The sequence below is a fragment of the Pseudomonas sp. zfem001 genome (assembly GCF_032621725.1).
Classification (GTDB): domain Bacteria; phylum Pseudomonadota; class Gammaproteobacteria; order Pseudomonadales; family Pseudomonadaceae; genus Aquipseudomonas; species Aquipseudomonas sediminis.
The window spans coordinates 178521-204549 of record NZ_JAVYJI010000006.1; the positions used below are offsets into that span (position 1 = coordinate 178521).

A 26029-nucleotide genomic window follows, 5' to 3' on the forward strand; every position below is an offset into this window, starting at 1 on the left:
AGTCATGCCACTTCAAGTCAATGCCCAGCGGCAGCAGCCTGAGCTATGATGCGCGCCCTTCGTCTGCGCGCCCCTCTCATCATGTCCGGCAATGCCCTCTATACCGACCTGTCGGGTTACTACGATCTGATGTGCGCGGACATCGACTACGCCGCCCAGAGTCATTGTGTGCACCGCCTGCAACAACTGTTCGGCAACGGCGGCAAGCGCCACCTCGATCTGGCCTGTGGCACCGGTCCGCATGTGCGCCATTTTCTCGATACTGGCTACTCCAGCAGCGGCCTGGACATCAACCAGCCGATGCTCGACCGCGCCGCCCAGCGCTGCCCCGAGGCACGCTTTGCCCGGCAGGACATGTGCGATTTTCAGGTCGACGAGCCGCTGGACCTGATCACCTGCTTTCTCTATTCCATCCACTACAGCGCCAGTATCGAGCGGCTCAAGGCCTGTATCACCAGCGTGCACGGCGCCCTCGCGGTTGGCGGAGTGTTCTGTTTCAACGCGGTGGACAAGCAGCGCATCGACAACGCCTCGTTCGTTGCCCACAGCGCACGGCATGCCGAAGGGCAGTTCCGCTTCAGCTCCGGCTGGTACTACCGCGGTGAAGGCGAACAGCAGGCGCTAAGGCTGCGTATAGAACGTACCCTCGCCGAACAGACCGAGGTCTGGCACGACGAACACCCGATGGTGGCGGTGAACTTCGCCGAGCTGCAGAGCCTGCTGGCGCCGCACTTCGAGGTGCAGGTGCTGGAGCACGACTATCAGCGCCTGGTGCCTTGGGATGGCAGCTCCGGCAACGCGCTGTTTGCCTGCACCAAGCGCTGAGGCGAGGCAGCGTCATCCTCAGGCTGGCCATTGCCTCACGCCGGCTCTTCGATGCGCTCGGCTTGCAATGAACGCTGCAGCTCGGCCACCAGCGCATCGACCTTGGCCAAGGCCTGTTTGACGGATTCGGCGAGCAGTTCACCGCCGACTTCCTGACCCTCGATGGCAATCTGGTGCACGCGGGTGATGCCGATGAAGCCGAGCGCAGTGATCAGGTTCGGCTCCAGATGGTTCATATGCGCCATCTCTCCGCCCACATCGAAACCGACACCACCGCGCGCCGTGAGGATTACCGCATGGCGCGGCCGGTCGGCCAGCTTGGGGATGTAGGGATCGAGCGGGTTGCTATCGTCCACATCCACGGTGCGGCCGGGGCGCACCACCTGGTCGACCCACGCCTTGAGCGCGGCAGGCATGCCGAAGTTGTACAGCGGCGTGCCGATCACCAGCACGTCGGCGGCGACCAGTTCATCCACCAGGCGATCGCTCTCGACCAGGGTGTCGTGCATCCAGCCCTCGCGTTTCGGCTCGGGGGTGAAGGATGAGGCGATCCAGTCATGGCTGATGATCGAGGGCGGGTTCTGGCCGATGTCGCGGTAGGTAACGACATCCTGCGGACGGCGCGCCTGCCACTGGCTGATGAAACGATGGCTGAGGTTGCGGCTGTGCGAACCGTGCAGGTCCTTGCCGGCGAGGCCGGGGCGGGCGCTGGCGTCGAGATGCAGAATATGGGACATGATGAGTCTCCTGCTTGAATTTGAATTCATCTGTGATTAACAGCAGACTCAGGCTAAGTTCGCCCCAGTCGGGCGACAAACGATCAATATTTTTCGTAACGGATGAGGAAAATTCAGCTATGAGCCGACGCCGACTTCCTCCGCTCTCCGCCTTGCGCGCCTTCGAGGCGGCCGCACGCCACGAGAGCGCCAAGCAGGCCGCTGAAGAACTCTCCGTCACCGCCACCGCGATCAGCCATCAGATTCGCGCGCTGGAAGACGCCCTCGGCGTCGCGCTGTTCGTGCGCAAACCGCGGCAGCTGGAGCTGACCATGGCCGGACGTGAACTGCAGCAAACGCTGGAAAGCGCCTTCGACAGCATCGGCGCCGCGGTCGAACGGCTCAGTGCGACGCCCAGCCGACAGGCCATCACCCTCAGCACCACGCCGGCCGTGGCCGTGCGCTGGCTGCTGTCGTGGGTGTGCATGCTGCGCGACTCCCACCCCACGATCGACCTGCGTATCCACGCCTCGCACGAGCCGGTGGCGCTCGATGGTGTCACGGCGGATATCGCCATTCGCTACGGCGACGGCCGCTGGCCAGGCCTGGTGGCGGAAAAACTCTTCGACAATACCTTCGTGCCCGCCTGCAGCCCGCTACTGGAGCTGCACGATGCCGCCGACTTGCCCAGGCATACGCTGATCCACTTCCGCAACCAGGCGGCGATCTCCTCGCCGATCGACTGGGCCGTCTGGCAGAAGAAGGCCCAGGTGTCGGGGCTGGATGTCGGGGCCGGGCTGGTGTTCTCCGACGAAACCCACGCCGTTTCGGCGGCCGTTGGCGCCCAGGGCGTGGCGCTGATGAGCCGGCAACTGATCGAGGATGAACTGAGAGAGGGGCGACTGGTGCAACCCTTCGGCCCGGAACTGGAGGGCAAGCCGTTCTTTCTGGTGTACCCGGAGAGCCGTAGAAACGATCCGACCATTCTCGCTGTGCGGGAGTGGATCATGGCGGTGCCGGGTGGGTTGTGTTCGCTGTGACGGCTGTCTAAGGAGCCGCAGCCGTGGCAGCCGCTAAGCATCTTTGCCAAGATTTGTCGGTAAACGAGCGAGAGGTGAAACCATGGATCTGCAGAAGATCGAGGCTGAAGCCCTGCATCTTTCCAAGAAGGAGCGGGCGCAGCTGATCCAGCGTCTGGTCTTGAGCCTGGATGCCCCTTCGGAAGACGAACTGCGCTCAGACTGGTTGCTTGAAGCACAGCGGCGTGCACAAGAACTCGATAGCGGCTCGATTAAGGCGGTGCCGGGTGATGAGGTAATGAAGAAGGCCAGAGCCCTGATTCGATGAGATATTTTTCCACCCGGCAGCGGAAGCCGAGTTTCTGGAGTCAGTCGGTTATTACGAATCGAAGGTTCCTGGATTGGGTGGGGCATTGATCAACGAGTTTCAGACCTTGGCCAAATTGATTGGCGAGTCACCCATGGCCTGACGATTGAACTTGAACCAGATACTCGCAGCGTCCCCTTCGGCGTTTTCCGCTATCGATCATTCACCGGCCAAGGCCTGACGGCTTTCAGATTCTGGCCGTTGCCCATCACCGCCGCCGTCCGCAGTACTGGCTTGGCAGGTTTTGATTCTGGGCTTTCCAGCTGTCTCCCATGCGGCTGCATGGGAGTCGCCCTGTGACCTGGTTAATGCCAGACAGCAGAACTCCTGAGCGTTGGACCGCGATTTCAATCAGTGGCCACCGGGCTGCAGGTAATAGGCATCCCACAGCTTATTGCGGAATTTGTTGGTGGGGTCGACGCGCTTTTTCAGCGCGAAGAACTCCTCGGCGCGCGGATAGGCGGCAAGGAACTGTTCCCGGCTGGCGTGGATTTGATAGGGCAGGTAGTAGCTGCCCTGGTGGGCGATGGCGAGGTCGATCAGCTGTCGTGTCCAGTCGCCTACGGCGGCGCGTTCGCTGGGTGAGACGCCCTGGCGGTAGTAGATCACCAGCGCGAAGGTGTCTTCGCGGGCCCAGGCCAGCAGCGTACCCGGGTCGGCCTTGGCATGGCGGATGGAGATATTGGCGACCTTGACCTTGTGCGCTTTGAGCACGTCTCTCATGCCCGCGACAAAGGGCTCCAACTGGGCTTCGGGCACGAAATACTCCTGCAGCACGTAGCTGTAGTCGGGGCCGGAAATGGGCTGCAGCTCGCGCACATCCAGGCTGGCTTCATGGTTGCGCCACTGTACTTGCGGTCGTTTCAGCAGCAGTGGGTCTACGACGCTTTCACGCACCTTGGCGCCGCTATTGCTGCTGGCCACTGCCAGTGCGGCGCGCATGGCCTTGTAGTCGCGGTCCAGCGGTATCAGGCGTTCGGTGACGGTCAGCGGTGCGTCCGTACGCAGGTAGGACACGGCGCGAACGCTGTCGTAGTCGTCGGTGTAGAGAATGCCGTTGTGCATCACCACGTCCAGGTTATCGACGACCTGGCTGGCGAAGAACTGCGCATAGTCGCCAAGCGGCATGAGCTGCGTCTGCCGCACCAGCTTGCTGTTCTCCACCAGCGGCAGGGTGGCCTCGACGATGACGCCGAGCCCGCCGTAACCGCCTATGGCGCCATGGAACAGCTCGCTGTTGTGCGTCGGGCTGGCATCCACCACCTGACCGTCGGCCAGCACCAGGCGTAGCGAGCGAACACCGAGCACCAACGGTCCCTGGCCGACGTATCGGCCATGGGCGTTGACGCTCAGTGCGCCGCCGACGGTGAAGTTGGCGTAGGACTGCATGATCTGCGGCGACAGGCCGTGCGGGTCGATGTACTCCAGTATCTCGCGCCAGGTGATGCCGGCTTGCACCCGAATCTCCCGGCGCTCTGCGGAAAATTCCAGCACCTGGTTGAACCGGCGCATGTCCAGTTGCAGGGCCTGCTCGGTGGCGGTCTGTCCGCCCATGCTGTAGCGCCCGCCGCCAATGGCGATGGGGCCGGCATGCTCACGCACTGCTTCGACGATCTGCTCCAGTTCGGTGGGCGCCAGTACCTGCGCCACTTCGATGGGGTTCATGCCGGTGACGTCGTTGACGGTCTCGGTGGCGTGCGCGCAATGGCACAGAAACAGCAGTAGGACGAGGGCGAGGCGCATGGAGCTTCCTTGTTCGCAGCGGAGAACGAATGGCTTGGCCGATAGTGCGTCGTGGCGTGTTCAGGTGGCAATCGCCAACGGCCATTCAGGGGTTTCATTTTCAATAGGTCGAAGAAAGTATTAGCGCGTTCTGTCGGTGTTTCTTTTCGATTGAATGGACAAGGATGACCACCACTCCACAAAGAGTGATGACGATGAAACCCATGATCAAACACCCGCGTCTTTGGCTGTGCGTGCTGCTGTTCACTGCCCTTGCCGGGTGCATAAGCCAACCCATCGAACGAGTTAACACCATGAGCAAACCATTGGTATCCCTTGCCGTACTCAAGGCCAAACCCGGTAAGCAACAGGAACTGAAAGCAGGTTTGCTGAGCCTGATAGAACCCACACGGGCCGAGCCGGGAAACCTTGATTACGTGCTGTTCGAAATGCGTGATGAGCCGGGCACCTTTTACATGCGTGAAGCCTTCAAGGATCAGGCGGCCCTGGATGCGCATTTTGCGACGCCCTATTTTCAGGCGTTTGCCGCCACCGCTGATGAACTGCTCAGCGAGCCATTGCAGCTGATATTCCTCGAGCAGGTTTCCAACTGAGTGGGACCCATGGCCATTGCTTGATGCATGGGGATGCCCGTTGGTTCGCTGATGGTCGTTTCCATGCCTCTAGATGGGCCGCCTGGTGGTCTGCGCCCACCGGGCGAGAGTCCCTGTATTAATGCTTTATCAGCGTTGGCGGGCGTTCAACGTCCGCCAACTGCGCGTGTGCATGCGTGGTGTCGGCTGACCGATACAGGTGATTGCAATCGGCGTTTCGTGAAACCCCACGGCTAGCGTGGGGCATCGCCTCAATGCAACGCGCGCGATGGCAGGCGCTCGTCGACCAACTGCTGAGCCTGAAGGGCGAGCGTGTCGAGATGCGCGTCACGCTGCTTTTCCGCCTGTTGCATGGCGCGCTGGCCGTGCTGCTTGAGCAGGTAAGCGTGAATCTGCCTGACCTCCGTGGAGGCAAACACCGGCGCTAGGTCGGCGACCGCGACCATGCCGCTGGAGCGGTAGTCGCGGCTGTTCATCACCACCAGCGCTCCCTGAGCGGCCAGCACCTGCAAGCCCAGAGCCTCGAACAGCGGCACCTTGTCTGCCACGCAGGCCAGCTCCAGGTGCGGGCGTCGCTCCAGCACGCGTTGCAGCAGCGCCCGGCCGATGCCCTGAGCGCGATGCTCGCTATGCACCGCCAGATAGGCGAGGGTGCAGGCGGCAGCATCGTCCGGGCTCGGCAGATACAGGGCAAACCCCAGCACACGGGCCGGGTCTTCATCGTCCAGCGCCAGTAGTAACTGCACGGGGCCTTCGGCGTCGCCGTTCATAGTCTGCAGGTGCAGATGCAGCTCATAGCCGATCACGTACTGGTACAGCTGATACAGCGGATTGCTCGGCAGCAGCGGTACCGCGCTGACATCGGCGAAGTAGTCCACCACCATCTGCTGCACTTGGCTCTTCAGTGACTCGGGCGGCGGGCTGCTGAGGTGGGAAAGGGTGAACATCGGTATATGGGGTCCGCTGGAAAATGCGTGGGCCGTGGATTGTAACCCGCGGGCTGCGCTCATGATCCGCCTGAGGCTTACAGGGTCGTTCCCACGCTCTGCGAGGGACTGCATGGCGTGGCGCTCTGTGTCGCAAACTCTAGCGTTCGACGTCGATCAGGATTACCGGCGGATCGGCGTCACTGTGCGCTTTTACCTCTATTCGGCCGGTCTCGACTCGCCACCTGTGCGGTCATCCACTCGCGTGCTGTTGCGGCCGCCGCGCTTGGACTGATAAAGCGCGGTGTCGCCTTGCTCGATCAGCGCCGCCAGGCTGACCGGTGGTTGGTCGAACAGCGTGGCGCCGATGCTCAAGGTGACAGCCTGAGGCGTGGTAAAGGCTTGCGCTGCCATGTGGTTGAAGCGCTGGCGCAGCGCATCGCCCAAAGCCACGATGCGATCATTCGATGCATCGCCTATCAGGATGACGAACTCGTCGCCGCCCAGGCGGGCCGTCAACGCCCGCTCCGGCAGCAGCGCGCGCAGCATCTCGCCGAGGGCGATCAGCAGGCGGTCCCCCGCAAGGTGGCCGTGGAGATCGTTGACCTGCTTGAAGTTATCGATGTCGATCAGCAGCAGCGCGCCAGGGCGCGTGGGCGAGGTTTCCTTCAGCAGGTTGCCGGCTCTCGCCTCCAGTGCGCGACGGTTGTACAGCGCGGTCAGCGGATCGCGAGCAGCCAGGCGCTCGATGCGTTTCTCGCGGCGCCAGCGCACGGTGCCGGTCATCGACAGGGCGATCAGCATCAGCGCCATGGCGCCTTCCACCAACGAAATCTGAATGATCAAACCGCGAAAGGCGCTGAGGTCTATCAATGTGCCGGGAATCACCGCGGTAATTGCCTTGGCCGCATAGAACAGGCCGTGCATCAGTAACACATAGCGCAACTGAACGGCGCCCACGCTCAATGACTTGCCATGAGGGCGCAGCAGAGCGCTGGCCTTGAGGGTGACCAGGGCGACCAGCATCGAGTTGGTGAACAGCATGACCCTGGACCACAGCGGCCCCTCTGGCAGGAGCAGCATCGCCAGCCAGGCGACGAAAATCAGGTACCAGGCCCGCGAGAAGCGCGCCTCGGTGAAACGCGCCACGCCCAGCAGGAACAACCAGTGCGCCGTTACCAGCAGGCCATTGGCGAACCAGATGCCGATCAGGATCAGACCGCTGCCACGCAGCAGGGCAAGGGTCGAGCCGATGGCGATGGTGGCGAAGCCCGCACTCCAGAACAGCAAGGGCGACTCCCGCACGTTGCGCCACTCCACCGCCAGGTACAGCGCTGCGGCCACGGCGAGGGCGACGGTGAGAGTCAGCATGGTCGGGGCGTCGAACGCCATGTTCTGAAGGGCCTGTATGAATCGATGATGAGGGAGCGGTGGGCATTACGCCGACGGTTTGTTTGGCGGCAGATTGTAAAGTGCAGGGAGGATTTTCAAAGGGCTGGCGGTCGGGTATCTGCATTGATGATTGGGCGCTTTTGATCGCTCCTACGCTCTGCGTGGGAACGCCAGTACAGCATCCTCGCCTAGCGCGTCTCGGGTAACATGGCGGCGCACCGCCCCAGACCGGAAGAACCTTGTGCCATCGCTGAAACGAAAATACTCAGGCATCGAGCGCGAGCTGATTCGCACCCTGACTCTTGCCTGTGAAACGGCGAAAAGCGAAATCGTCGGCTTCCAGTGGCTGACCCATGATGTGAACTACGAGCAGTTTCCGCAGAGCCTTGTGGTGACCTGGATGTTCGACAGCGAAGCGAACAAGGCGCGTGCACTTGCCTGTGCCGACAAGGCGAGAATGCTGGCACTGACATTGGCTGCTTTCGATGAGGTGGGCATCAGCGTTTCCAGCGTCGCCGACCACGTCGCGTTCTCGGTAGAACGACCGGCAAGGGGCAAGCGTGGCCAAGGATATTGAGAACCCCTGCGTGTCGCTGTGCCAGCTCAACAGTGAGCTGTGCGTCAGTTGCGGGCGCACGCGTGAGGAAATCCGCAAGTGGCGGGGCATGAAACGGCCCGAGAAGATGGCCTGCGTGCAGAAGGCCGCAGCGCGGATGAAGGCGATTACCAAGAAGAAAAGCAAAACCCAGTAGGGTGGATAACGCTTTTTTCATCCACCATCAGCGGTTGTCCGGGCTACTTACTAAACCGTGCAATCACATCTTCTGATGACATGACCTCAGCATATTCGGCGCCCAGTATGGCCAGGGTCAGCTCGTATACGGTCGAGGCTTCCCAGCGGGTTCCACCTGGCCCTGTTACAGGTACGGCAGTCGTGGCATCTGACGGGAGGATGATGCTGTACCCGAGCGCTTTGCCTGCGCGGATGGTGGCATCCATGCTGTTGTGAATCACAACGCCGGTCAGCACGATGCGATTTGCATTCATTCCCTTCAGTGCGGCATCCAGTTGGGTACCTATGAACGCGCAGTTTTCATTCTTGATGATGATGGCTTCGCCCTCTATTGGCGCGACTTCCTTTTTGATGCCATTCCAGGGGCCGTGAAGGTAATAGCTGGAGGTGGGCGTCTTTTCATCGTGTTTCACGTGGAGGACGGGCCAGCCATTCGAGCGCCAGAATTGCAGGAGACGTTGGATGACGGCCAGGTAACCGGGGTGACTTTTGCCATCCCAGACGGGTTGGTCGATGGCGTCCTGAACGTCGAGGATGATCAAGGGGATTGGACTGGGCATGTCCGGCATTTGGCGTCGTCTCCTTACGATGTGGGTGCAGTGTGCTGCAGTGTTTTTCTATCAACAACCATGGCAGCGTCCTAGAGCTCTCGGGCTTCGGTGCGGTAATTGGTGTGATGCCGCCGCTGATGTGGTTACTTGAATACCGGTTCCGCCCTTACGGCGGGTCACTTCTGGCAAACGCCCCAGAAGTAACCAAGAGGGCTTGCCCCTGGCATCCGGCCCGACTTCGTCGGGTTCCCTCGCTCCATCGCTGTTCCAGGGGCACGCCGCGAAGGGCCATCCCTGGCCCATCGCGGCTCTCGCGGCATCCATGCCGCTCAACCCCTTACACAACGATTCCACTCGGCCTCCTGGGGGGCGTTTGGCGTCGTCTGCGAGATTGGTGCTCCAGAACCTAGGAGCCAAAGCATTGCGGCAAGGCCGCAATGCTTTGGCTCTGCTTTTTGGATTTGCCTACACGGACAGTTCAGGCGACTCGGTTTCCGAATCCCGTCAGGAGGCCGAGTGGAGGTGCTGTGGAGAGGGGCGTTTGGCATGGATGCCAAACGAGGAACGATGGGCCAGGGATGGCCCACCGTGACGACCCTCGGAGCAGCGCCGGAGCGAGGGGGACGCGCGTAGCGAAACCCGGATGCCGGGCGCGCTTTCTCTTTGGTTTCTTTCTGCGCGAGTAAAGAGAAACGGAGCGCAGCGGAGTAACAGCCGCAGGCTGGCCCGAAGGGCGAGCGAAGCGAGTCATGTGACTTGCCGTAAGGGCGAAACCAGTAGAAGAGCGCGACATAGAAAATAAATCTGTCCCCTTTACCCGTTCCTTTGCCTTCTCGTCATGTCACTCTTCTTATAGTGATTTTAATATAATCACTCCGGTATCCCTCCTGATGTACTACGGTCGAAGTGATTTCGGGATTAATGCCAAATGCATCGGATATTTTTAAAATTGTTTTTGAAAGTAGTGAGTCTTCGCTGAGCAGTGTATCTATAGATTGATTACGGCCCATTTTACCTTTTAAATCCATCAGGCAATGAAGTACTCTTGGGTCAACTATGGTGCCATAAATGATAGATAGTGATTCGGCGGGTTTTATCACAAATGTATCGGTGTCGTCTTGTTTTAGAAAGATTATTATCTCTTCTAAGTTTCTAGCTATTTCAATTAGGCCTGACAGGGATACTAGTTTTCTGTTTAAGATAAATAAGGGGCGCGATTCTGAGATGACGCCATAATTACTAAGGGCTTTTTGGATTCCTAATGTTTCCCCTTCGTGAGAGCAAATCGAAAAAGATTTTTCGGAGGATTTAATGGCCCAGTCTAAAAGTTGAGATGATCTTAGGTGTTCAAATCGTTCTCTGGCGGCATTTGTTACTTGTCCTTCCATGATGCCGTAGGTGTTAGGATATTCTCCTCGTCCAGCGTATATTCCTTTGTCGTATACTAGAACTGATGAGCCATTATATCCGCTGGGTAGGGACAAAAAAGCTCTACCGATGGTCTGGTTCGAGATGATAATGTCTGTTAATGAATTTGAAAATCTCTCGTGAATGGAGTTTTCTTTAATGCCTAGGATGGACTTAAAGAAGTTGAAAAATTCAGCTGGTGATGATTCTTTCCAGTTAGGAAGATTTACCGTTTCGCAAGTGGATGACAGCTTAATGGTGACGGGGATTGGGAGTGTGGCGCATATTAGCTTTATAGCCTCTTTCCAAGAGCTTGTTGAGGCTTCGGCAATTTCGTAACGTCTTTGTCTTGATATATAAGATGCTTTGGCGTTGTTTAGGATGCTGCTGGGGATTCGCAGCCTGATTCTTGTAGACCATAGAGTTGAGCGCTCTAGCTGGTTTGAGTTTTTCAAGATAGGCCTTGCATCTAGTCCTGAGCTAAAGTGAAGAACCTTAGTGTCAGTCACAGAGTCAAAATATCTCCGGGAAATTACAGCGACATCGCTGGCCCACATGAAAATAGAAAAGAAGCCAATTCCATATCTTCCTCTTGGATGGAGCTCGGAATTTTGTAAACTTGGAAACTCTCTTTGTGCTTCGTGAGATTTCCAGAAAGAAAGTCCGAAGTCTAAAAGTGGGCCGGTCAATACACGTTCTGACATCCCTACGCCATTGTCGGAGATTTCAATTACTGTTTCATCGGAGTCTTCTTCTAATATGGAAATCTGTATTTTTCCATCATTAAGGTTGAAGTCGTGATCTATTGTCGCTCTTGCCTCTATAGAGTCTGCTGCATTCTGTATTAACTCGCGCAGTGGGGCGAAGTGGAAGCTGTAAAGATCTTTTCCCCCTAGAGTTCTCGCGAGGTGTGGAACATTAGATACTCTCAAGTTTAGTGTGACTGGCTTCCAGCCAGAAGCTTTTATATATTTTGCTAAGTGCTCGGGCGAATTGCTTCCAAGAACTCCGCTGGCAATAAAGCTCGGATATCCTTTTTGGATGTTTATCTCCTCTGCGGATCTTAACTCATTGTCTACCATTCTTAGTGTGTCGAAAGCTATTTGCCAAGCTTCTGCATTGTCTAAATCAAAGTCGGATGTGCTGGTGTAAATTAATTTTCCATGTTCAATAAGTGGTTTGGCAATTAATGATTGGAAAGACCAGTGTTTTGCGGAAATTCCTGTGGGTTTTGTTAGTGCAAAGAGAAGTCTAGGGGCTCGTCTAGAGTCTATATGTGTCGCATCTGCACATCTTAAGATTAGAGAGATTTTTAAAGGGTCAACAGTCCAGCTTGCTGGGAAGTCCGGTGCGGCACCTATCGGTGATGCAAACTCAGTTTGCAGTTTGCTATGACTCCAGTGATGGCTGTGGGCAATTCTGCCTATTGTGGTTGCGTAATGAGTGCGTAAGTCTGAATCATCTAATAAGAATATTTCTGAAGCGTCTTGAGGGGATCTCCACTTTGTTGTTGCAAGTTCTTCTGCTTTTTGTGCGTGAAGGTTGCGGAGTGCTTCAATTAGAGCAGCTGATCTTATGTCAGAGTCACTTATCGCGCTTTTGGGGTTGCTGCTTAGTTGATTTTTTATGGTTGTATATGCGTTTGAGTACTCAAGCGTTTTTTCAATATCTTCTTTGCCGTTAGGGTATGCTGCTACTGTCATTCCGGCGTCGTGAAGTAATATTGCTCCACCTAAAACAAATGTTTCGGCTGGGTTTAGGGAATAATTACTTCCAGTAAATAAGTCAGCCATTTCCCAGAGTGCATCTAAGTGTGTGAGGTCATGCACTGTATAGCCAGGCATGTCTCGTGGAATGAATCCTATGAGATTTCCGACGCGTTCTCGAAAAATATTTAGCGCTGTTTGAAGTCGCTGTCTTTGAGGATCGTGATCATCCCCGTTTGGGTCTAGTGCTGATAATAGACGGCTCTTTATCATTCTTTTTCTCTACTTTATCAATGGCATAAAAAAGCCCCGCACTAGGCGGGGCTTTTTATTAAGCTTCAACCCCAACATCCCTGGCAGGTGTAGGGTCAATCTACTCTGATGTCAGCGAGCCATCAATCCCAGCTCAACGCCCCACCAGTCTGATACTCGATCACTCGGGTCTCGAAGAAGTTCTTCTCCTTCTTCAGGTCCATGATCTCGCTCATCCACGGGAAGGGGTTGGTGGTGCCCGGGTACTCTTCCTTCAGGCCGATCTGGGTCAGGCGGCGGTTGGCGATGAACTTGAGGTAGTCCTCCATCATCGCGGCGTTCATGCCCAGTACGCCGCGCGGCATGGTGTCACGCGCGTATTCGATCTCCAGCTGGGTGCCCTGCAGGATCATCTGGGTCGCTTCGTCCTTCATCTGGGCATCCCACAGGTGCGGGTTCTCGATCTTGATCTGGTTGATCACGTCGATGCCGAAGTTCAGGTGCATGGACTCGTCACGCAGGATGTACTGGAACTGCTCGGCGGTGCCGGTCATCTTGTTGCGGCGGCCCATTGAGAGGATCTGGGTGAAGCCGCAGTAGAAGAAGATGCCTTCCAGTACGCAGTAGTAGGCGATCAGGTTGCGCAGGAACTGGCGGTCGGTTTCCGGGGTACCGGTTTCGAACTTGGGATCGGAGATCGAGCGGGTGTACTTCAGGCCCCAGGAGGCCTTCTTCGCGACGCTCGGGATCTCGTGGTACATGTTGAAGATCTCGCCTTCATCCATGCCCAGCGATTCGATGCAGTACTGGTAAGCGTGGGTGTGGATCGCTTCCTCGAAGGCCTGGCGCAGGATGTACTGGCGGCACTCGGGGTTGGTGATCAGGCGGTACACGGCCAGTACCAGGTTGTTGGCAACCAGGCTGTCGGCGGTGGAGAAGAAGCCGAGGTTGCGCATGACGATGCGGCGCTCGTCTTCGCTGAGACCGTCTGTGGATTTCCACAGGGCGATGTCGGCGTTCATGTTCACTTCCTGCGGCATCCAGTGGTTGGCGCAACCATCCAGATACTTCTGCCATGCCCAGTCGTACTTGAAGGGTACGAGCTGGTTGAGGTCGGCGCGGGCGTTGATCATCTGCTTGTCGCCGACCTGTACGCGCGCGGAGGCGCCTTCGAGGTCGTCCAGGCCTTCCTGGATGTCGAGGTCGTTCAGGGCTTTCTTGGCGCGGGCGACGGCGTCGGAGTCGTTGGCGTCGACGGCGCGGGCCTGCTCGACCGAGCCGGCAGCTTCGCTGTCGAGCTTGTCGAAATTGGTGCCGGCGCTCTGTGCGTTGGCATTGCTTGCGGCGGCTGCTTCTGCGCCGTCTTCCTTGTCGAATTCATCCCAGCTCAGCATGGCTTGGCTCCTGCGTGAGGGCCGGCGAATAAACCGGCCTGTATGGATATACAGATAATTTGAATTATGTTCCGTTGCGTGATGCGCGCAAGGGTAAACGGGTACCGCTGGTCAGCAGGCGGTGGATTGCTGGCTGACCGTTGCCCCTCGACCCGGAAGAGGAGGGGCGGGAATTTGTGAGAGGGGCAATGCTCGGGTAGGAGCGGATTTATCCGCGATTTTCGCGGCTGAAGCCGCTCCTACAAAAAGCCTTCCTTCTCCCTCTCCCTAACCCTCTCCCGCAAGCGGGAGAGGGGACTGATCAGTGTGTTGCTCTAGCTTTTTATCCAACCCTTCGAGCGTGCAGCTGAGCGAGTAGTCGCAAGGCACCTGCTGGAGTGGAGCCCCTGAGCGTACGCATGTACGTGATGGGGGCCGCTCTAGCAGGTAACGCCGCGAATGCCGCTCAGATCCACGCGTCAGTCTTACGATTACTGGCAAGCTTCGCAGTCGGGTTCGTCGATGGCACAGGCCTTTGGTACTGGCGCCGGAGCCGGAGCTGCCTGCTGGGCAGGAGCCTGGGCCTTGGCCGAGAAGCCTTCGTCACCACCAGCGGACACTGCGTTGAGCTTGCCGGTGTTGATGGTGGACTTCTCGGTGCTGGTGGCGGCCAGGGCACGGAGGTAGTAGGTGGTTTTCAGACCACGGTACCAGGCCATGCGGTAGGTCACGTCCAGCTTCTTGCCCGAGGCGCCGGCGATGTACAGGTTCAGCGACTGAGCCTGGTCGATCCACTTCTGGCGACGGCTGGCAGCGTCGACGATCCACTTGGTTTCCACTTCGAACGCGGTGGCGTACAGGTCTTTCAGGTCCTGCGGGATGCGCTCGATCTGCTGCACGGAGCCGTCGTAGTACTTCAGGTCGTTGACCATGACGCTGTCCCACAGGCCGCGGTTTTTCAGGTCGCGAACCAGGTAGGGGTTGATCACGGTGAATTCGCCGGAGAGGTTCGATTTCACGTACAGGTTCTGGTAGGTCGGCTCGATGGACTGCGACACGCCAATGATGTTGGAGATGGTCGCGGTCGGCGCGATGGCCATGATGTTCGAGTTACGAATACCTTTTTTGACGCGCTCGCGGATCGGCGCCCAGTCCAGCGACTCGGACAGGTCGACGTCGATGTACTTCTGGCCACGGGCTTCGATCAGGATCTGCTGCGAATCCAGCGGCAGGATGCCTTTGCTCCACAGCGAACCTTCGAAGGTGCTGTAGCTGCCACGCTCTTCGGCCAGGTCACAGGAGGCCTGGATGGCGTAGTAGCTGATGGCTTCCATCGACTTGTCGGCGAACTCGACGGCAGCGTCGGAGCCGTAGGCGATGTGCTGCAGGTACAGGGCGTCCTGGAAGCCCATCAGGCCGAGGCCGACCGGACGGTGCTTGAAGTTGGAGTTACGTGCCTGGTCGACGCTGTAGTAGTTGATGTCGATGACGTTATCGAGCATGCGCACAGCGGTCTTCACGGTGCGGCCGAGCTTCTCGATGTCCAGCTTGCCGTCGACGATGTGGTTGACCATGTTGACCGAGCCCAGGTTGCAGACCGCGATCTCGTCCTTGTTGGTGTTCAGGGTGATCTCGGTGCACAGGTTGGAGCTGTGAACCACGCCCACGTGCTGCTGCGGGCTGCGCAGGTTGCACGGGTCCTTGAAGGTCAGCCATGGGTGGCCGGTCTCGAACAGCATCGAGAGCATCTTGCGCCACAGGTCTTTGGCCTGGATGGTCTTGTACAGCTTGATCTTGCCGTACTCGATCAGGGCTTCGTAGTACTCGTAGCGCTCTTCGAAGGCCTTGCCGGTCAGGTCGTGCAGGTCCGGTACTTCGGACGGGCTGAACAGGGTCCACTTGCCGTCTTCGAAGACGCGCTTCATGAACAGGTCCGGAATCCAGTTGGCGGTGTTCATGTCGTGGGTACGACGACGGTCGTCACCGGTGTTCTTGCGCAGCTCGAGGAATTCCTCGATGTCCATGTGCCAGGTTTCCAGGTAGGCGCAGACCGCGCCCTTGCGCTTGCCGCCCTGGTTGACGGCCACGGCGGTGTCGTTGACCACTTTGAGGAAGGGCACGACGCCCTGGGATTTGCCGTTGGTGCCCTTGATGTAGGAGCCCAGCGCGCGCACCGGGGTCCAGTCGTTGCCCAGACCGCCAGCGAATTTCGACAGCATGGCGTTGTCGTGGATGGCGCCGTAGATGCCCGACAGGTCGTCCGGCACGGTGGTCAGGTAGCAGGAGGACAGCTGCGGACGCAGGGTGCCGGCGTTGAACAGGGTCGGGGTGGACGCCATGTAGTCGAACGAGGACAGCAGGTTGTAGAACTCGATGGCGCGGTCTTCGCGGTTCTTCGGCTCTTCGATGGCCAGGCCCATGGCCACGCGCATGAAGAACACCTGCGGCAGTTCGAAACGGATGCCGTCCTTGTGGATGAAGTAACGGTCGTACAGGGTCTGCAGGCCGAGGTAGGTGAACTGCTGGTCACGCTCGTGGTTCAGCGCCTTGCCCAGCTTCTCCAGGTCGTACTCTTTGAGTTTCGGGTCGAGCAGCTCGTACTCGGCGCCTTTTTCCACGTAGGCCGGCAGGGCCTTGGCGTACAGGTCGGCCATCTCGTGGTGAGTGGCGCTGGCGGTGATGTTGAGGAAGCTCAGGGCTTCGGCGCGGATGTTGTCCATCAGCAGGCGAGCGGTGACGTAGCTGTAGTTCGGCTCACGCTCGACCAGGGTACGAGCGGTCATCACCAGAGCGGTGTTGACGTCTTTCTCGGCCACGCCGTCGTACAGGTTCTTCAGGGTTTCGCGCTCGATCAGCGAGCCATCGACTTCGGCCAGGCCTTCGCAGGCTTCGCGGATGATGGTCTGCAGGCGGCCCATATCCAGCGGCTGCAGTTCACCGCCAGCGGTGGTGATGCGGATGCTCGGGTGCGGCTGGGCAATTTCGCTGCCGGCACTGGCCTTGCGCTTGTTGGCCTGGGCTTCGCGGTAGATCACGTAGTCGCGGGCGACTTTCTGCTCGCCGGCGCGCATCAGGGCCAGTTCGACCTGGTCCTGGATTTCTTCGATGTGGATGGTGCCGCCGGACGGCATGCGGCGCTTGAAGGTAGCGGTGACCTGCTCGGTCAGGCGCGCGACGGTGTCATGGATACGCGACGAAGCGGCAGCGGTGCCGCCTTCTACTGCAAGGAAGGCCTTGGTGATGGCGACGGTGATCTTGTCATCGGTGTAAGGGACGACGGTGCCGTTGCGCTTGATCACACGCAGTTGGCCGGGCGCGGTGGCAGCCAGATCCTGAGAGGATTCAGCGGCCTGCGGCGCCACGGCCTGCGGGTTCTCGCGAGTAGTGTCGGTATGCATGGAGATCTCCGTGTTCTGTAATTTTTGGTTGGACGTCACGATTAGAAACTGTGCCCTGTCCGCCGTTCATTCCATTAACAACTGAACCGCACGCGGCAGCGGGGCCGGGTACGGGGTGTCGCAAGAGCGGGCAGGTTAGGCACGACTTCAAGTGCCGTCCTGGCGCATAAGTCACAGCGGGGCATTACCACACCCCGCCTACTACATATAGTGGTCGACTGGCGGATAAGACCGCAGTCTGACCAGCTCACACGCAACGTCTGGCGTTGCTGCGCGGCTGTAACCCAGGCCAGGCCTGGGCTAGGGCGAAACGGTTAGCCGGGACACCTGGAAAACCCTGCGAAAAGGGCTTGCGCGATTCGTTCTTTTTGTGTCCGGTTTTCTGCAGTAACCCAACATCTGGTGGGTGCTGCGCGATGGGGATACAAGATAGTGCGCTGTTGGAGGCATTGCAAGGCGCTAGAAAAAGAACTGCCTGTGGATAAGCTGTGAGTGCCTTGTGGGTGTTGGCAGCCTAGCCCGCGTGTTCTCTGGCTCTGGCTACCAATGACCGTTCGTCGCCCCTGGGGGAAGGATTTCAGCGAGTTGGCGAAGCTGTTCGGCGGCGCACAGACTACCACTATATATAGTGCTTTTGGCATGTGCTGTGCTTAACCCGGCGCCAGGCTTAGGCGCAGGTTTGCCGCTCGCGCCGGGACGCGCTCAGCCCCTAGAATGGCGACGGTGTTTGCGGCGCTTGCCGCTATGCGAAGGGGAATGGGTGTGGAACAAGAAGCGTGGCAGATTCTGATCGTCGAGGATGACCAGCGCTTGGCGCAGTTGACCCGCGAGTATCTGGAGGGCAACGGCCTGCGTGTGTCCATCGAGGCCGATGGTGCGCGTGCGGCGGCGCGGATTCTCGCCGAGCAGCCGCACCTGGTGATTCTCGACCTGATGCTGCCTGGTGAAGATGGTCTGAGCATCTGCCGCAAGGTACGCAGCGGTTACAAGGGACCGATCCTGATGCTGACCGCGCGTACCGACGACATGGATCAGGTGCTGGGCCTGGAGATGGGCGCCGATGACTACGTGTGCAAGCCGGTGCGCCCGCGTGTGCTGCTGGCGCGCATTCGTGCGCTGCTGCGCCGCCGTGAGGGCAGCGACAGCGAGCGTGATGAAGGTCAGCCGCGACGTCTGCAGTTTGGTGCGCTGGCTATCGACAGCGCCATGCGCGAAGCCTGGCTGGGCGAGCAGGGCATCGAGCTGACCAGCGCCGAGTTCGATCTGCTCTGGCTGCTGGCGGCCAATGCCGGGCGCATCCTGTCGCGCGAGGAGATTTTCAATTCCCTGCGCGGTATCGAGTACGACGGCCAGGACCGTTCCATCGACGTGCGCATTTCGCGCATCCGCCCGAAGATCGGCGATGACCCGATGCATCCGCGAATGATCAAGACGGTGCGCAGCAAAGGCTACCTGTTCGTCGCCGAGGCCGCCGAAGCACTACCGTTCGGTGATGCGCCGCCGATCCTGCGCGATTGATCGGGCAGCCATGAATTCCATCTTCCTGCGTATCTACGGCGGCATGCTCGCCGCGCTGGTGCTGGTGGCGCTGTTGGGCGTCGGCACCCTGCACCTGGTCAACGAGGTGCGCGGCGACCAGTACCGCGAAGGCCTGGCGCGCGGCACCTTCCGCCTGATGGCGGACAACCTGCTGCCGATGAACGAGGTGGAGCGCAGGCGCGCCCTGGTAGTGTGGTCGCGCCTGCTTGGCATTCCGCTGGAGCTGCAGGCCCTGAGCGACGTGCCGCTGGAAAGCAGCGAGCGCAATCGGCTGCAGCGCGGCCATGTGCTGGTGCAGCAGACTGGGCCGCATTCGGCCAAGGTCTATGGCCTGCTCGACGGCAAGCAGCCGTTGCTGCTGACCGGTGAGATTCAGCAGATCAGCGAGCAACTGGCGCGGGCTACCAACTACCTGCTGATCGACGAACTGATCCGTTACCCGGTAGAGGAACAGCCGCAGCGCCTGGCCGAGCTGAAGGCAGCCAAGCAGTTCGGCTTCAACCTGCAACTGGTACGCCTGGAGGACGCCACCATCGACCTCGACCAGCGGCGGCGTATCGATGAGGGCGATACGGTGATGGCGCTGGGCAAGGGCGGCGACTCCATCTATGTCTTCTCCGGCATCGTCGATACACCCTGGGTACTGGAAATCGGCCCGCTGTACCAGATGAACCCCTATCCGCCGCAACTGCTGGTGCTGATCGGCGCGCTGGGCCTGAGCCTGATCGGCTTGATCGTCTACCTGCTGGTGCGCTCGCTGGAGCAGCGCCTGCGTGCGCTCGAGGGTGCAGCCACGCATATCGCCAGCGGCCGCCTGGATGCGCGCGTGCCGACGCGTGGTGCGGACTCGGTAGGGCGCCTGGCCAGCAGCTTCAACGCCATGGCCGAGCACCTGCAGACCTCCCTGAGCACGCAGCGCGAGCTGGTGCGCGCGGTGTCCCACGAGCTGCGCACGCCGGTGGCGCGGTTGCGCTTCGGCCTGGAGATGATCGCCGATGCACCGAGTGAAAATGCTCGGCGCAAGTACATGGACGGCATGGACAGCGATATCCAGGATCTCGACAAGCTGGTTGACGAGATGCTGACCTACGCGCGCCTGGAGCAGGGTTCGCCGGCGCTGAATTTCCAGCAGGTGGAGCTCAAGGCGCTGATCGATCAGGTGATCGACGAGCTGGCGCCGCTGAGCAACAAGGTGCGTGTGGAGGCGGGTGCGGTGCTCAGCGTGCAGGCCGAGGGCGCCTGCTGGGTCGAGGCTGAGCCGCGCTACCTGCACCGCGCGCTGCAGAATCTGGTCAGCAACGCCATGCGCTACGCCGAAGGCAAGGTGTTGATCAGTTGTCAGGTCGGCTACAAGCGTTGCCGCATCGACGTCGAGGACGACGGCCCGGGCGTGCCGGAAGAAGCCTGGGAGCGCCTGTTCAGCCCCTTCCTGCGCCTCGACGACAGCCGCACACGGGCCTCTGGCGGGCATGGCCTGGGCCTGTCCATCGTGCGCCGGATCATCTACTGGCATGGCGGTCGGGCGCAGATCAGCCGCAGCGACAGCCTTGGCGGTGCGCGTTTCAGCCTGGTGTGGCCGCGGCGTCAGGGGGAGTAGGGCGCGATTGCGTGTTGGACCTGGTGCGCGCGGCGCACCCTACAAAGCTGCGATATCCCACGCTTCGCCGGTAGGGTGCGCCGCGCGCACCGGCTTATCCATGTACGTCGGGGCGCTTGATCACGCCGCCACGGCCACCAGACTCAGCACCCTGTTATCGAACAGCGCGAACTGGCTATCCAGCTCGGCGCCCGTGCGCCAGTCCGGATGCAGGTCGATCAGCAGGCGTAGGCGTGCGCTGTCGTGGTCCATCTCCAGCAGCTCGGCGTCATGGAAATAGAAGCGTGTCAGGGTCAGCGGGTAGAGCGCCTTGAACAGGCTTTCCTTGAGCGAGAAGGTCAGGCTAATGCGCGTGGCGCGGGTCTCGTCGTCCAGCCCCGACAGGCGCTGCAACTCGGCCTGAGTGAGGATTTCGCCCTGCAGGCGCTGGGCGCGCTCTACGGGCAGCAGGCGCTCGACGTCCAGGCCTAGCGCGCGCCATCGCTCACGCTGGGCGACCAGTGCAGCAGCCCAGTTGTCGCCATGGGTGATGGAGCCGACCACGCCCCGCGGCCACTGCGGCGCGCGGTCTTCACCGACGGCCGGCACGCTGGGCTGGCCGGCCACGCGGCGCAGCGCCTCGCGGGCACACAGGCGTCCGGCCAGGTACTCGGCCTGACGCTTGGCGACGCCGCGCACCGGGGCGATATCGCAGCGAGCGAAGTCGTCTTCTGCGAGTAGGGCAGGGTCGAAATGTGTGCTGATCAGCTGCGCGCCGTCCACTGCGCGGGGTAGCGGGTTGTGCGTGTCGAGTGGGCTGCAGCAGGCGGGGTGGTAAGCGTTCATGGGCGCGATTGTGCCGCGCGGCGGACCGTGCAGTCATCTGCCGTTTACATTTCTTTGCAGGCAGTTAACAAAGCTAAACGGACGCTGAGGCTGGCTTTTGTCAGACTGCGCTGGCATTCCCCTGGGAGTGCAGGTGAGGTTGTAGTCAGTGCGAGGGCACTGACGTTTTCTCCGAGTTCGAGAACGGTAGCCCGATTGGGCTGCCGTTTTTTTTGCGCTGCGTTTGGCGGCGCCCCCTGCTGGGCCGGGGCCGTGAAGGCGCACTCGGGTGTGGGAGGCGCTTCAGCGGCGAGCTTTTTGCGGTTGCTGTCGCGGCTGAAGCCCCTCCCACAAAGGTAGTGCTGTTCACACAAGAAATGGTGGAACGCGATTAGCCCCCTCGTCCCTCTGGGGAGAGGAGAGCTAAGCGCGCATCTTTAAATGAACAGTCTTACCTCCTCGTTAGCCAAGGCATTCGCATTTGCCCTGTGGCTTTCATGGGGGGATTTGCAGTCAAATGCCTGTGCGGGCAAAAACCGACTCCCGCGAGGACCATGGACGATGACCCAACAATCGCAGTTCGCCCTGCTCGGCAAGAAGCGCTTTCTGCCGTTTTTCGTGACGCAATTGCTCGGCGCCTTCAACGACAACATCTTCAAGCAGTCGCTGATTCTCGCCATCCTCTTCAAGCTCAACACGGGCGTCGACCGCGATCTGCTGGTCAACCTCTGCGCCTTGTTGTTCATCCTGCCGTTCTTTCTGTTCTCCGCCCTCGGCGGCCAGTTTGGCGAGAAGTTCGCCAAGGACGCGCTGATCCGCAAGATCAAGTTCGCCGAGATCGGCATCATGCTCGCCGGCGCCGCCGGGGTGCTGCTGGACAACCTGCCGCTGATGCTCGCTGTGCTGTTCGCCATGGGCACGCAGTCGGCGCTGTTCGGCCCGGTGAAGTATTCGATTCTGCCGCAGCACCTCAAGGAGCAGGAGCTGGTGGGCGGTAACGCCCTGGTGGAAATGGGCACCTTCCTGGCGATTCTGGCCGGCACCATCGGCGCCGGGATCATGATGGCCAGCAGCAGTTATGCGCCGATCGTCGCGGGTTCCGTGGTCGGCGTGGCGCTGCTCGGCTACATCGCCAGCCTGGGCATTCCCAAGGCGTCGGCTGCCATGCCTGAACTGCCGCTGGACTGGAATATCTTCCGTCAGTCCTGGGTGATCATGAAGCTTGGCCTGGGCCAGCGCCCTGCGGTGTCGCGCTCGCTGGTGGGCAACTCCTGGTTCTGGTTTCTCGGCGCGATCTACCTGACGCAGATTCCGGCCTACGCCAAGGAGTGGCTGTATGGCGACGAGAGCGTGGTGACGCTGATTCTCACCGTGTTCTCGCTGGGCATCGGCCTGGGCTCGATGCTCTGCGAGCGCATGAGCGGGCACAAGGTGGAGATCGGCCTGGTGCCGTTCGGCTCCATCGGCCTGACCCTGTTCGGCATGCTGCTGTGGTGGTTCTCCGGCGGTTTCCCCGAAGCTGCTGCGCCGCATGACTGGCTGGCGCTGCTGGGCTACGGCCAGGCCTGGTGGATTCTCGGCTGCATTCTCGGCATCGGTCTGTTCGGCGGCTTCTACATCGTGCCGCTGTATGCGCTGATCCAGTCGCGCACCGCCGAGCACGAGCGGGCGCGGGTGATCGCGGCGAACAACATCCTCAACGCGCTGTTCATGGTGGCGTCGGCCATCGTTGCGATCCTGTTCCTGAGTGTCGCCGGGCTCTCGATTCCGCAGCTGTTTCTGGTGGTGTCGCTGATGAACATCGCGGTCAACAGCTACATCTTCAAGATCGTCCCCGAGTTCAGCATGCGCTTTCTCATCTGGCTGCTGGGGCATTCGATGTACCGGGTCGAGCACAAGGGGCTGGATGCCATTCCCGACGAGGGTGCGGCGGTGCTGGTGTGCAACCACGTGTCCTTCGTCGATGCGTTGTTGATCGGCGGCGCTATTCGCCGGCCGGTGCGCTTTGTCATGTACTACAAGATCTACGACCTGCCGGTGCTCAATTTCGTCTTCCGCACAGCCGGCACCGTGCCGATTGCCGGGCGCAACGAGGATCTGCTGATCTACGACGCTGCGTTCAAGAAGATCGCCGAGTACCTGCGCAATGGCGAGCTGGTGTGCATCTTCCCCGAGGGCAAGCTGAGCGGCGATGGTGAGATCGACGAGTTCAAGGCGGGTGTCGAGCGCATTCTCGAAGAGAACCCGGTGCCGGTGATTCCCATGGCGTTGCAGGGCTTGTGGGGCAGCTTCTTCAGTCGCGATCCGCACAAGGGGCTGTTCAAGCGCCTGTGGTCACGGGTGTGTCTGGTGGCGGGAGCACCGATTGCGCCGGAGCAGGCCAAGCGCGAGGCGTTGCAGGCGCAGGTGGCGGCCTTGCGTGGGGATTGGCGTTGATGAAGGTGCGCATGGCCTAGGCGGCCCCGCGACATCCTACGGATCACCTGCTTCCGTAGGGTGTGCTGTGCACACCGGGCTTTCTAGTGGCTCATCTTGAGCCCGATCAGCCCGCAGACGATCAATGCCACGCTGGCCAGGCGCAGCAGCGCCATCGACTCGCCGAACAGGATGATGCCGGCGATCACCGTGCCCACGGCGCCGACGCCGGTCCAGATGGCGTAAGCGGTGCCCAGCGGTAGCTCCTTCATGGCCAGACCGAGCAGGCCGAGGCTGACCAGCATGGCGCAGACGGTCAGCGCCGTTGGCAAGGGGCGGGTGAAGCCTTCGGTGTATTTCAGACCGATGGCCCAGCCGACCTCGAACAGGCCGGCGAGAAACAGAATGATCCAGGACATGGTCACCTCCAGTGGCTGAAGGGGCCGTCCCCCGGATGAGCCACCCTGAGCTCAGGGTGCGGAGGTCGTCCTCGCGTGCGCCAATATTGTGCATATTGGCGTATCCGGGGCAAGTTGCCCCGGATTGGTGCGAGGCGTTGGGTCAGCCGGCGGCTTTCTCTGAGCTCTGACTCATTCGGCGATAAATGGTCGCCAGCAACGGGCCGGACAGGTTGTGCCAGACGCTGAACAGGGCGCTGGGCACGGCGGCCAGCGGGCTGAAGTGCGCGCTGGCCAGGGCGGCGCCGAGGCCGGAGTTCTGCATGCCGACTTCGATCGACAATGTCTTGCGCTGCGCCAGCGACATGCCGAACAGGCGTCCGGCCAGGTAACCCAGGCCCAGCCCGATGCCGTTGTGCAGGATCACCACGGCCATGATCAGCAGGCCCGATTCGGCGATCTTGCCCTGGCTGGCCGCGACCACGGCGGCGACGATGGCGACGATGCTCACCACGGAAATCAGCGGCAGCACCTCGACAGCGGTCTTCACTCGCTCGCCGAGCAGGCGCTGGGCGATCAGGCCCAGGGCGATGGGCAGCAGCACCATCTTGAGGATGGAGATGAACATGGCGCTGAACGACACCGGCAGCCATTCCGAGGCCAGCATCCAGATCAGTGCCGGGGTGACGAGCGGGGCGAGCAGGGTAGTGACAGCGGTGATCGAGACCGACAGCGCCAGGTCGCCACGGGCGAACCAGGTGATCACGTTGGAGGCGGTGCCGCCCGGGCAGCAGCCCACCAGGATCACGCCCACGGCGATTTCCGGCGGCAGGGCGAACGCCTGGCACAGCAGCCAGGCGGTGCAGGGCATGATGATGAACTGAGCCAGTACGCCAAGCAGCACGGCCAGCGGGCGACGAGCGACTTCCTGGAAGTCCGCGCCCTTGAGCGTCAGGCCCATGCCGAACATGATCAGACCGAGCAGCGGCACGATCCAGGCGGTCAGTGGCAGGAACCAGCTGGGCTGGAAGAAGGCCATGACGGCGAACAGCAACACCCAGATGGCGAAGGTGTTGCCGATGAAACGGCTGAGGGCAATCAGAGCTTGCATGACGGATTTCCTGGCAGGTTCGGAAAAGCCGGCAAGCCTACCAGAAGCGTCGCTATTTGCCTGGTCGAGCCACGACAGTATTTAGCCAGCAGTGCAGCAGAACGGTAGAAGCCGGGTTGCCGGCGATGCCTTTTGGATAGTGCCGATACGACGAATCGTCGGCAGGCTGGCTCCTGCAGGCGCCTCAGAGCGGCTCTTCATCCGCCGGGTAACGGCTGGCGCTGAGGCTTTCCTTGATCTTGCGCAGGTGTGGCTGGAAGTCGACGCCGCGGCGCAGGGTGACGCCGGTGGCGAGTACGTCGAGCACGGTGAGCTGGATGATGCGCGAGGTCATCGGCATGTAGATATCGGTGTCTTCCGGCAGCGGAATGTCCAGGCTCAGGGTGCTGGCCTTGGCCAGCGGCGAGCCGGCGGCGGTGAGGCCGAGTACCGAAGCACCGTTCTCGCGCGCCAGGCGCGCCACTTCCACCAGCTCGCGGGTGCGTCCGGTGTAGGAAATGATCACGAACAGATCACCGGTGTGCGCCACCGAGGCGATCATGCGCTGCATTAGTACGTCGGAGTGCGCCGAGACCGCGAGGTTGAAGCGAAAGAACTTGTGCTGTGCGTCCAGCGCTACCGAGGCCGAGGCGCCGAGGCCGAAGAAGTGGATCTGCCGCGCCTGGATCAGCAGGTCGACGGCACGGCTGACATGTTGCGGGTCTAGGCTCTGGCAGGCGCTGTCCAGCGAGGCGATGGTGCTGCCGAAAATCTTGCGCGTGTAAGCCTCGGGGCCGTCGTCGGCCGATACCGCGCGGCTGACGTAGGCGGCGCCGCTGGCCAGGCTCTGCGCCAGCTGCATCTTCAGTTCCGGATAGCCGTTGGCGCCGAACGAGCGGCAGAAACGGTTGACCGTCGGCTCACTGACGGCGGCGGCCTGGGCCAGCGCAGCGATGCTGAAGCGCGTGGCCTGCTGCGGGTCGTGCAGGATCACTTCGGCGACCTTGCGTTCGGCCTTGTTCAGGTCGTCCAGGCGGCTCTGGATCTGTTCCAGCAGGTTGCGCACGCGGTCCATAAGGGCTCCTAACAGGCGGTTGAACGGGCTTGGCGACAGGCGATGGGCGG

At 60.5% G+C, this 26029-nt stretch carries 21 protein-coding genes; 9 read left to right on the forward strand and 12 right to left on the reverse strand.

Going from position 1 to position 26029, the window contains the following annotated elements; all coding sequences use genetic code 11:
* Positions 1-81: 81 nt before the first annotated feature.
* Positions 82-825, forward strand: coding sequence for a class I SAM-dependent methyltransferase (locus RTH74_RS19390; RefSeq protein ID WP_316915875.1), 744 nt, complete (start codon positions 82-84; stop codon positions 823-825).
* Positions 826-860: 35 nt separating this feature from the next.
* Here RTH74_RS19390 and RTH74_RS19395 read toward each other — a convergent pair whose 3' ends face one another.
* Positions 861-1562 (reverse strand): NAD(P)H-dependent oxidoreductase, encoded by a 702-nt coding sequence (locus RTH74_RS19395; RefSeq protein WP_316915724.1) that lies wholly within the window; start codon positions 1560-1562, stop codon positions 861-863.
* 119 nt (positions 1563-1681) lie between these two features.
* On the opposite strand from RTH74_RS19395, the gene gcvA reads away from it, so the two are divergent.
* Positions 1682-2581 (forward strand): transcriptional regulator GcvA, encoded by a 900-nt coding sequence (gene gcvA, locus RTH74_RS19400; RefSeq protein WP_316915725.1) that lies wholly within the window; start codon positions 1682-1684, stop codon positions 2579-2581.
* 82 nt (positions 2582-2663) lie between these two features.
* Positions 2664-2888, forward strand: coding sequence for an addiction module protein (locus tag RTH74_RS19405; protein ID WP_316915726.1), 225 nt, complete (start codon positions 2664-2666; stop codon positions 2886-2888).
* A gap of 390 nt (positions 2889-3278) precedes the next feature.
* On the opposite strand, the gene RTH74_RS19410 is transcribed toward RTH74_RS19405, so the two are convergent.
* Positions 3279-4670: an FAD-binding oxidoreductase gene (locus RTH74_RS19410; RefSeq protein ID WP_316915727.1), complete on the reverse strand. Its 1392-nt coding sequence runs from the start codon at positions 4668-4670 to the stop codon at positions 3279-3281.
* Between the two features lie 293 nt (positions 4671-4963).
* On the opposite strand from RTH74_RS19410, the gene RTH74_RS19415 reads away from it, so the two are divergent.
* Positions 4964-5263, forward strand: a complete 300-nt coding sequence (locus RTH74_RS19415; protein WP_316915876.1) for a putative quinol monooxygenase — start codon at positions 4964-4966, stop codon at positions 5261-5263.
* Positions 5264-5514: 251 nt separating this feature from the next.
* Here the strand turns inward: RTH74_RS19415 and RTH74_RS19420 are convergent, their stop codons facing one another.
* Positions 5515-6210, reverse strand: a complete 696-nt coding sequence (locus RTH74_RS19420) for a GNAT family N-acetyltransferase (protein WP_125880463.1) — start codon at positions 6208-6210, stop codon at positions 5515-5517.
* A 198-nt stretch (positions 6211-6408) separates the two neighbouring features.
* Positions 6409-7581, reverse strand: coding sequence for a GGDEF domain-containing protein (locus RTH74_RS19425; RefSeq protein ID WP_316915728.1), 1173 nt, complete (start codon positions 7579-7581; stop codon positions 6409-6411).
* A gap of 241 nt (positions 7582-7822) precedes the next feature.
* Here RTH74_RS19425 and RTH74_RS19430 point away from each other — a divergent pair, with 241 nt between their 5' ends.
* Positions 7823-8158, forward strand: a complete 336-nt coding sequence (locus RTH74_RS19430) for a hypothetical protein (protein WP_316915729.1) — start codon at positions 7823-7825, stop codon at positions 8156-8158.
* The gene (locus RTH74_RS19435; protein WP_316915730.1) at positions 8142-8333 is read left to right on the forward strand and encodes a DUF1289 domain-containing protein; all 192 of its coding nucleotides are present in this window, start codon (positions 8142-8144) and stop codon (positions 8331-8333) included. Before RTH74_RS19430 ends, RTH74_RS19435 begins: the two co-directional genes overlap by 17 nt.
* Positions 8334-8376: 43 nt before the next feature.
* Here RTH74_RS19435 and RTH74_RS19440 read toward each other — a convergent pair whose 3' ends face one another.
* From RTH74_RS19440 to RTH74_RS19455, 4 genes are all read right to left on the reverse strand, one after another.
* Positions 8377-8943, reverse strand: coding sequence for an isochorismatase family protein (locus RTH74_RS19440; RefSeq protein ID WP_316915731.1), 567 nt, complete (start codon positions 8941-8943; stop codon positions 8377-8379).
* 818 nt (positions 8944-9761) lie between these two features.
* Positions 9762-12311, reverse strand: a complete 2550-nt coding sequence (locus RTH74_RS19445; RefSeq protein ID WP_316915732.1) for an ATP-binding protein — start codon at positions 12309-12311, stop codon at positions 9762-9764.
* Between the two features lie 122 nt (positions 12312-12433).
* On the reverse strand, positions 12434-13684 hold the full coding sequence (locus tag RTH74_RS19450; protein WP_037000242.1) for a ribonucleotide-diphosphate reductase subunit beta: 1251 nt from the start codon (positions 13682-13684) through the stop codon (positions 12434-12436).
* A 470-nt stretch (positions 13685-14154) separates the two neighbouring features.
* Positions 14155-17061 carry a ribonucleoside-diphosphate reductase subunit alpha gene (locus RTH74_RS19455; protein WP_316915733.1) on the reverse strand — a complete coding sequence of 969 codons (2907 nt, stop codon included), beginning with the start codon at positions 17059-17061 and terminating at the stop codon, positions 14155-14157.
* Positions 17062-17823: 762 nt separating this feature from the next.
* Between RTH74_RS19455 and RTH74_RS19460 the strand changes: the two genes are divergently transcribed.
* Both RTH74_RS19460 and RTH74_RS19465 read left to right on the forward strand, forming a co-directional pair.
* Positions 17824-18579 carry a winged helix-turn-helix domain-containing protein gene (locus RTH74_RS19460; RefSeq protein WP_316915734.1) on the forward strand — a complete coding sequence of 252 codons (756 nt, stop codon included), beginning with the start codon at positions 17824-17826 and terminating at the stop codon, positions 18577-18579.
* A 10-nt stretch (positions 18580-18589) separates the two neighbouring features.
* Positions 18590-20197, forward strand: coding sequence for an ATP-binding protein (locus RTH74_RS19465; protein ID WP_179544385.1), 1608 nt, complete (start codon positions 18590-18592; stop codon positions 20195-20197).
* A gap of 120 nt (positions 20198-20317) precedes the next feature.
* Here the strand turns inward: RTH74_RS19465 and RTH74_RS19470 are convergent, their stop codons facing one another.
* On the reverse strand, positions 20318-21022 hold the full coding sequence (locus tag RTH74_RS19470) for a 4'-phosphopantetheinyl transferase superfamily protein (RefSeq protein WP_316915735.1): 705 nt from the start codon (positions 21020-21022) through the stop codon (positions 20318-20320).
* A gap of 540 nt (positions 21023-21562) precedes the next feature.
* Here RTH74_RS19470 and RTH74_RS19475 point away from each other — a divergent pair.
* On the forward strand, positions 21563-23437 hold the full coding sequence (locus RTH74_RS19475) for an MFS transporter (protein WP_316915736.1): 1875 nt from the start codon (positions 21563-21565) through the stop codon (positions 23435-23437).
* Positions 23438-23520: 83 nt separating this feature from the next.
* Here RTH74_RS19475 and sugE read toward each other — a convergent pair whose 3' ends face one another.
* From sugE to RTH74_RS19490, 3 genes are all read right to left on the reverse strand, one after another.
* Positions 23521-23835, reverse strand: a complete 315-nt coding sequence (gene sugE, locus RTH74_RS19480) for a quaternary ammonium compound efflux SMR transporter SugE (protein ID WP_017674886.1) — start codon at positions 23833-23835, stop codon at positions 23521-23523.
* A gap of 142 nt (positions 23836-23977) precedes the next feature.
* Entirely contained in the window at positions 23978-24925 is a 948-nt protein-coding gene (locus tag RTH74_RS19485) for a bile acid:sodium symporter family protein (protein ID WP_316915737.1), read from the reverse strand.
* Positions 24926-25109: 184 nt separating this feature from the next.
* Complete coding sequence (locus tag RTH74_RS19490; RefSeq protein WP_177429707.1) at positions 25110-25970, reverse strand: MurR/RpiR family transcriptional regulator; 861 nt, start codon at positions 25968-25970, stop codon at positions 25110-25112.
* Positions 25971-26029 lie beyond the last annotated feature (59 nt).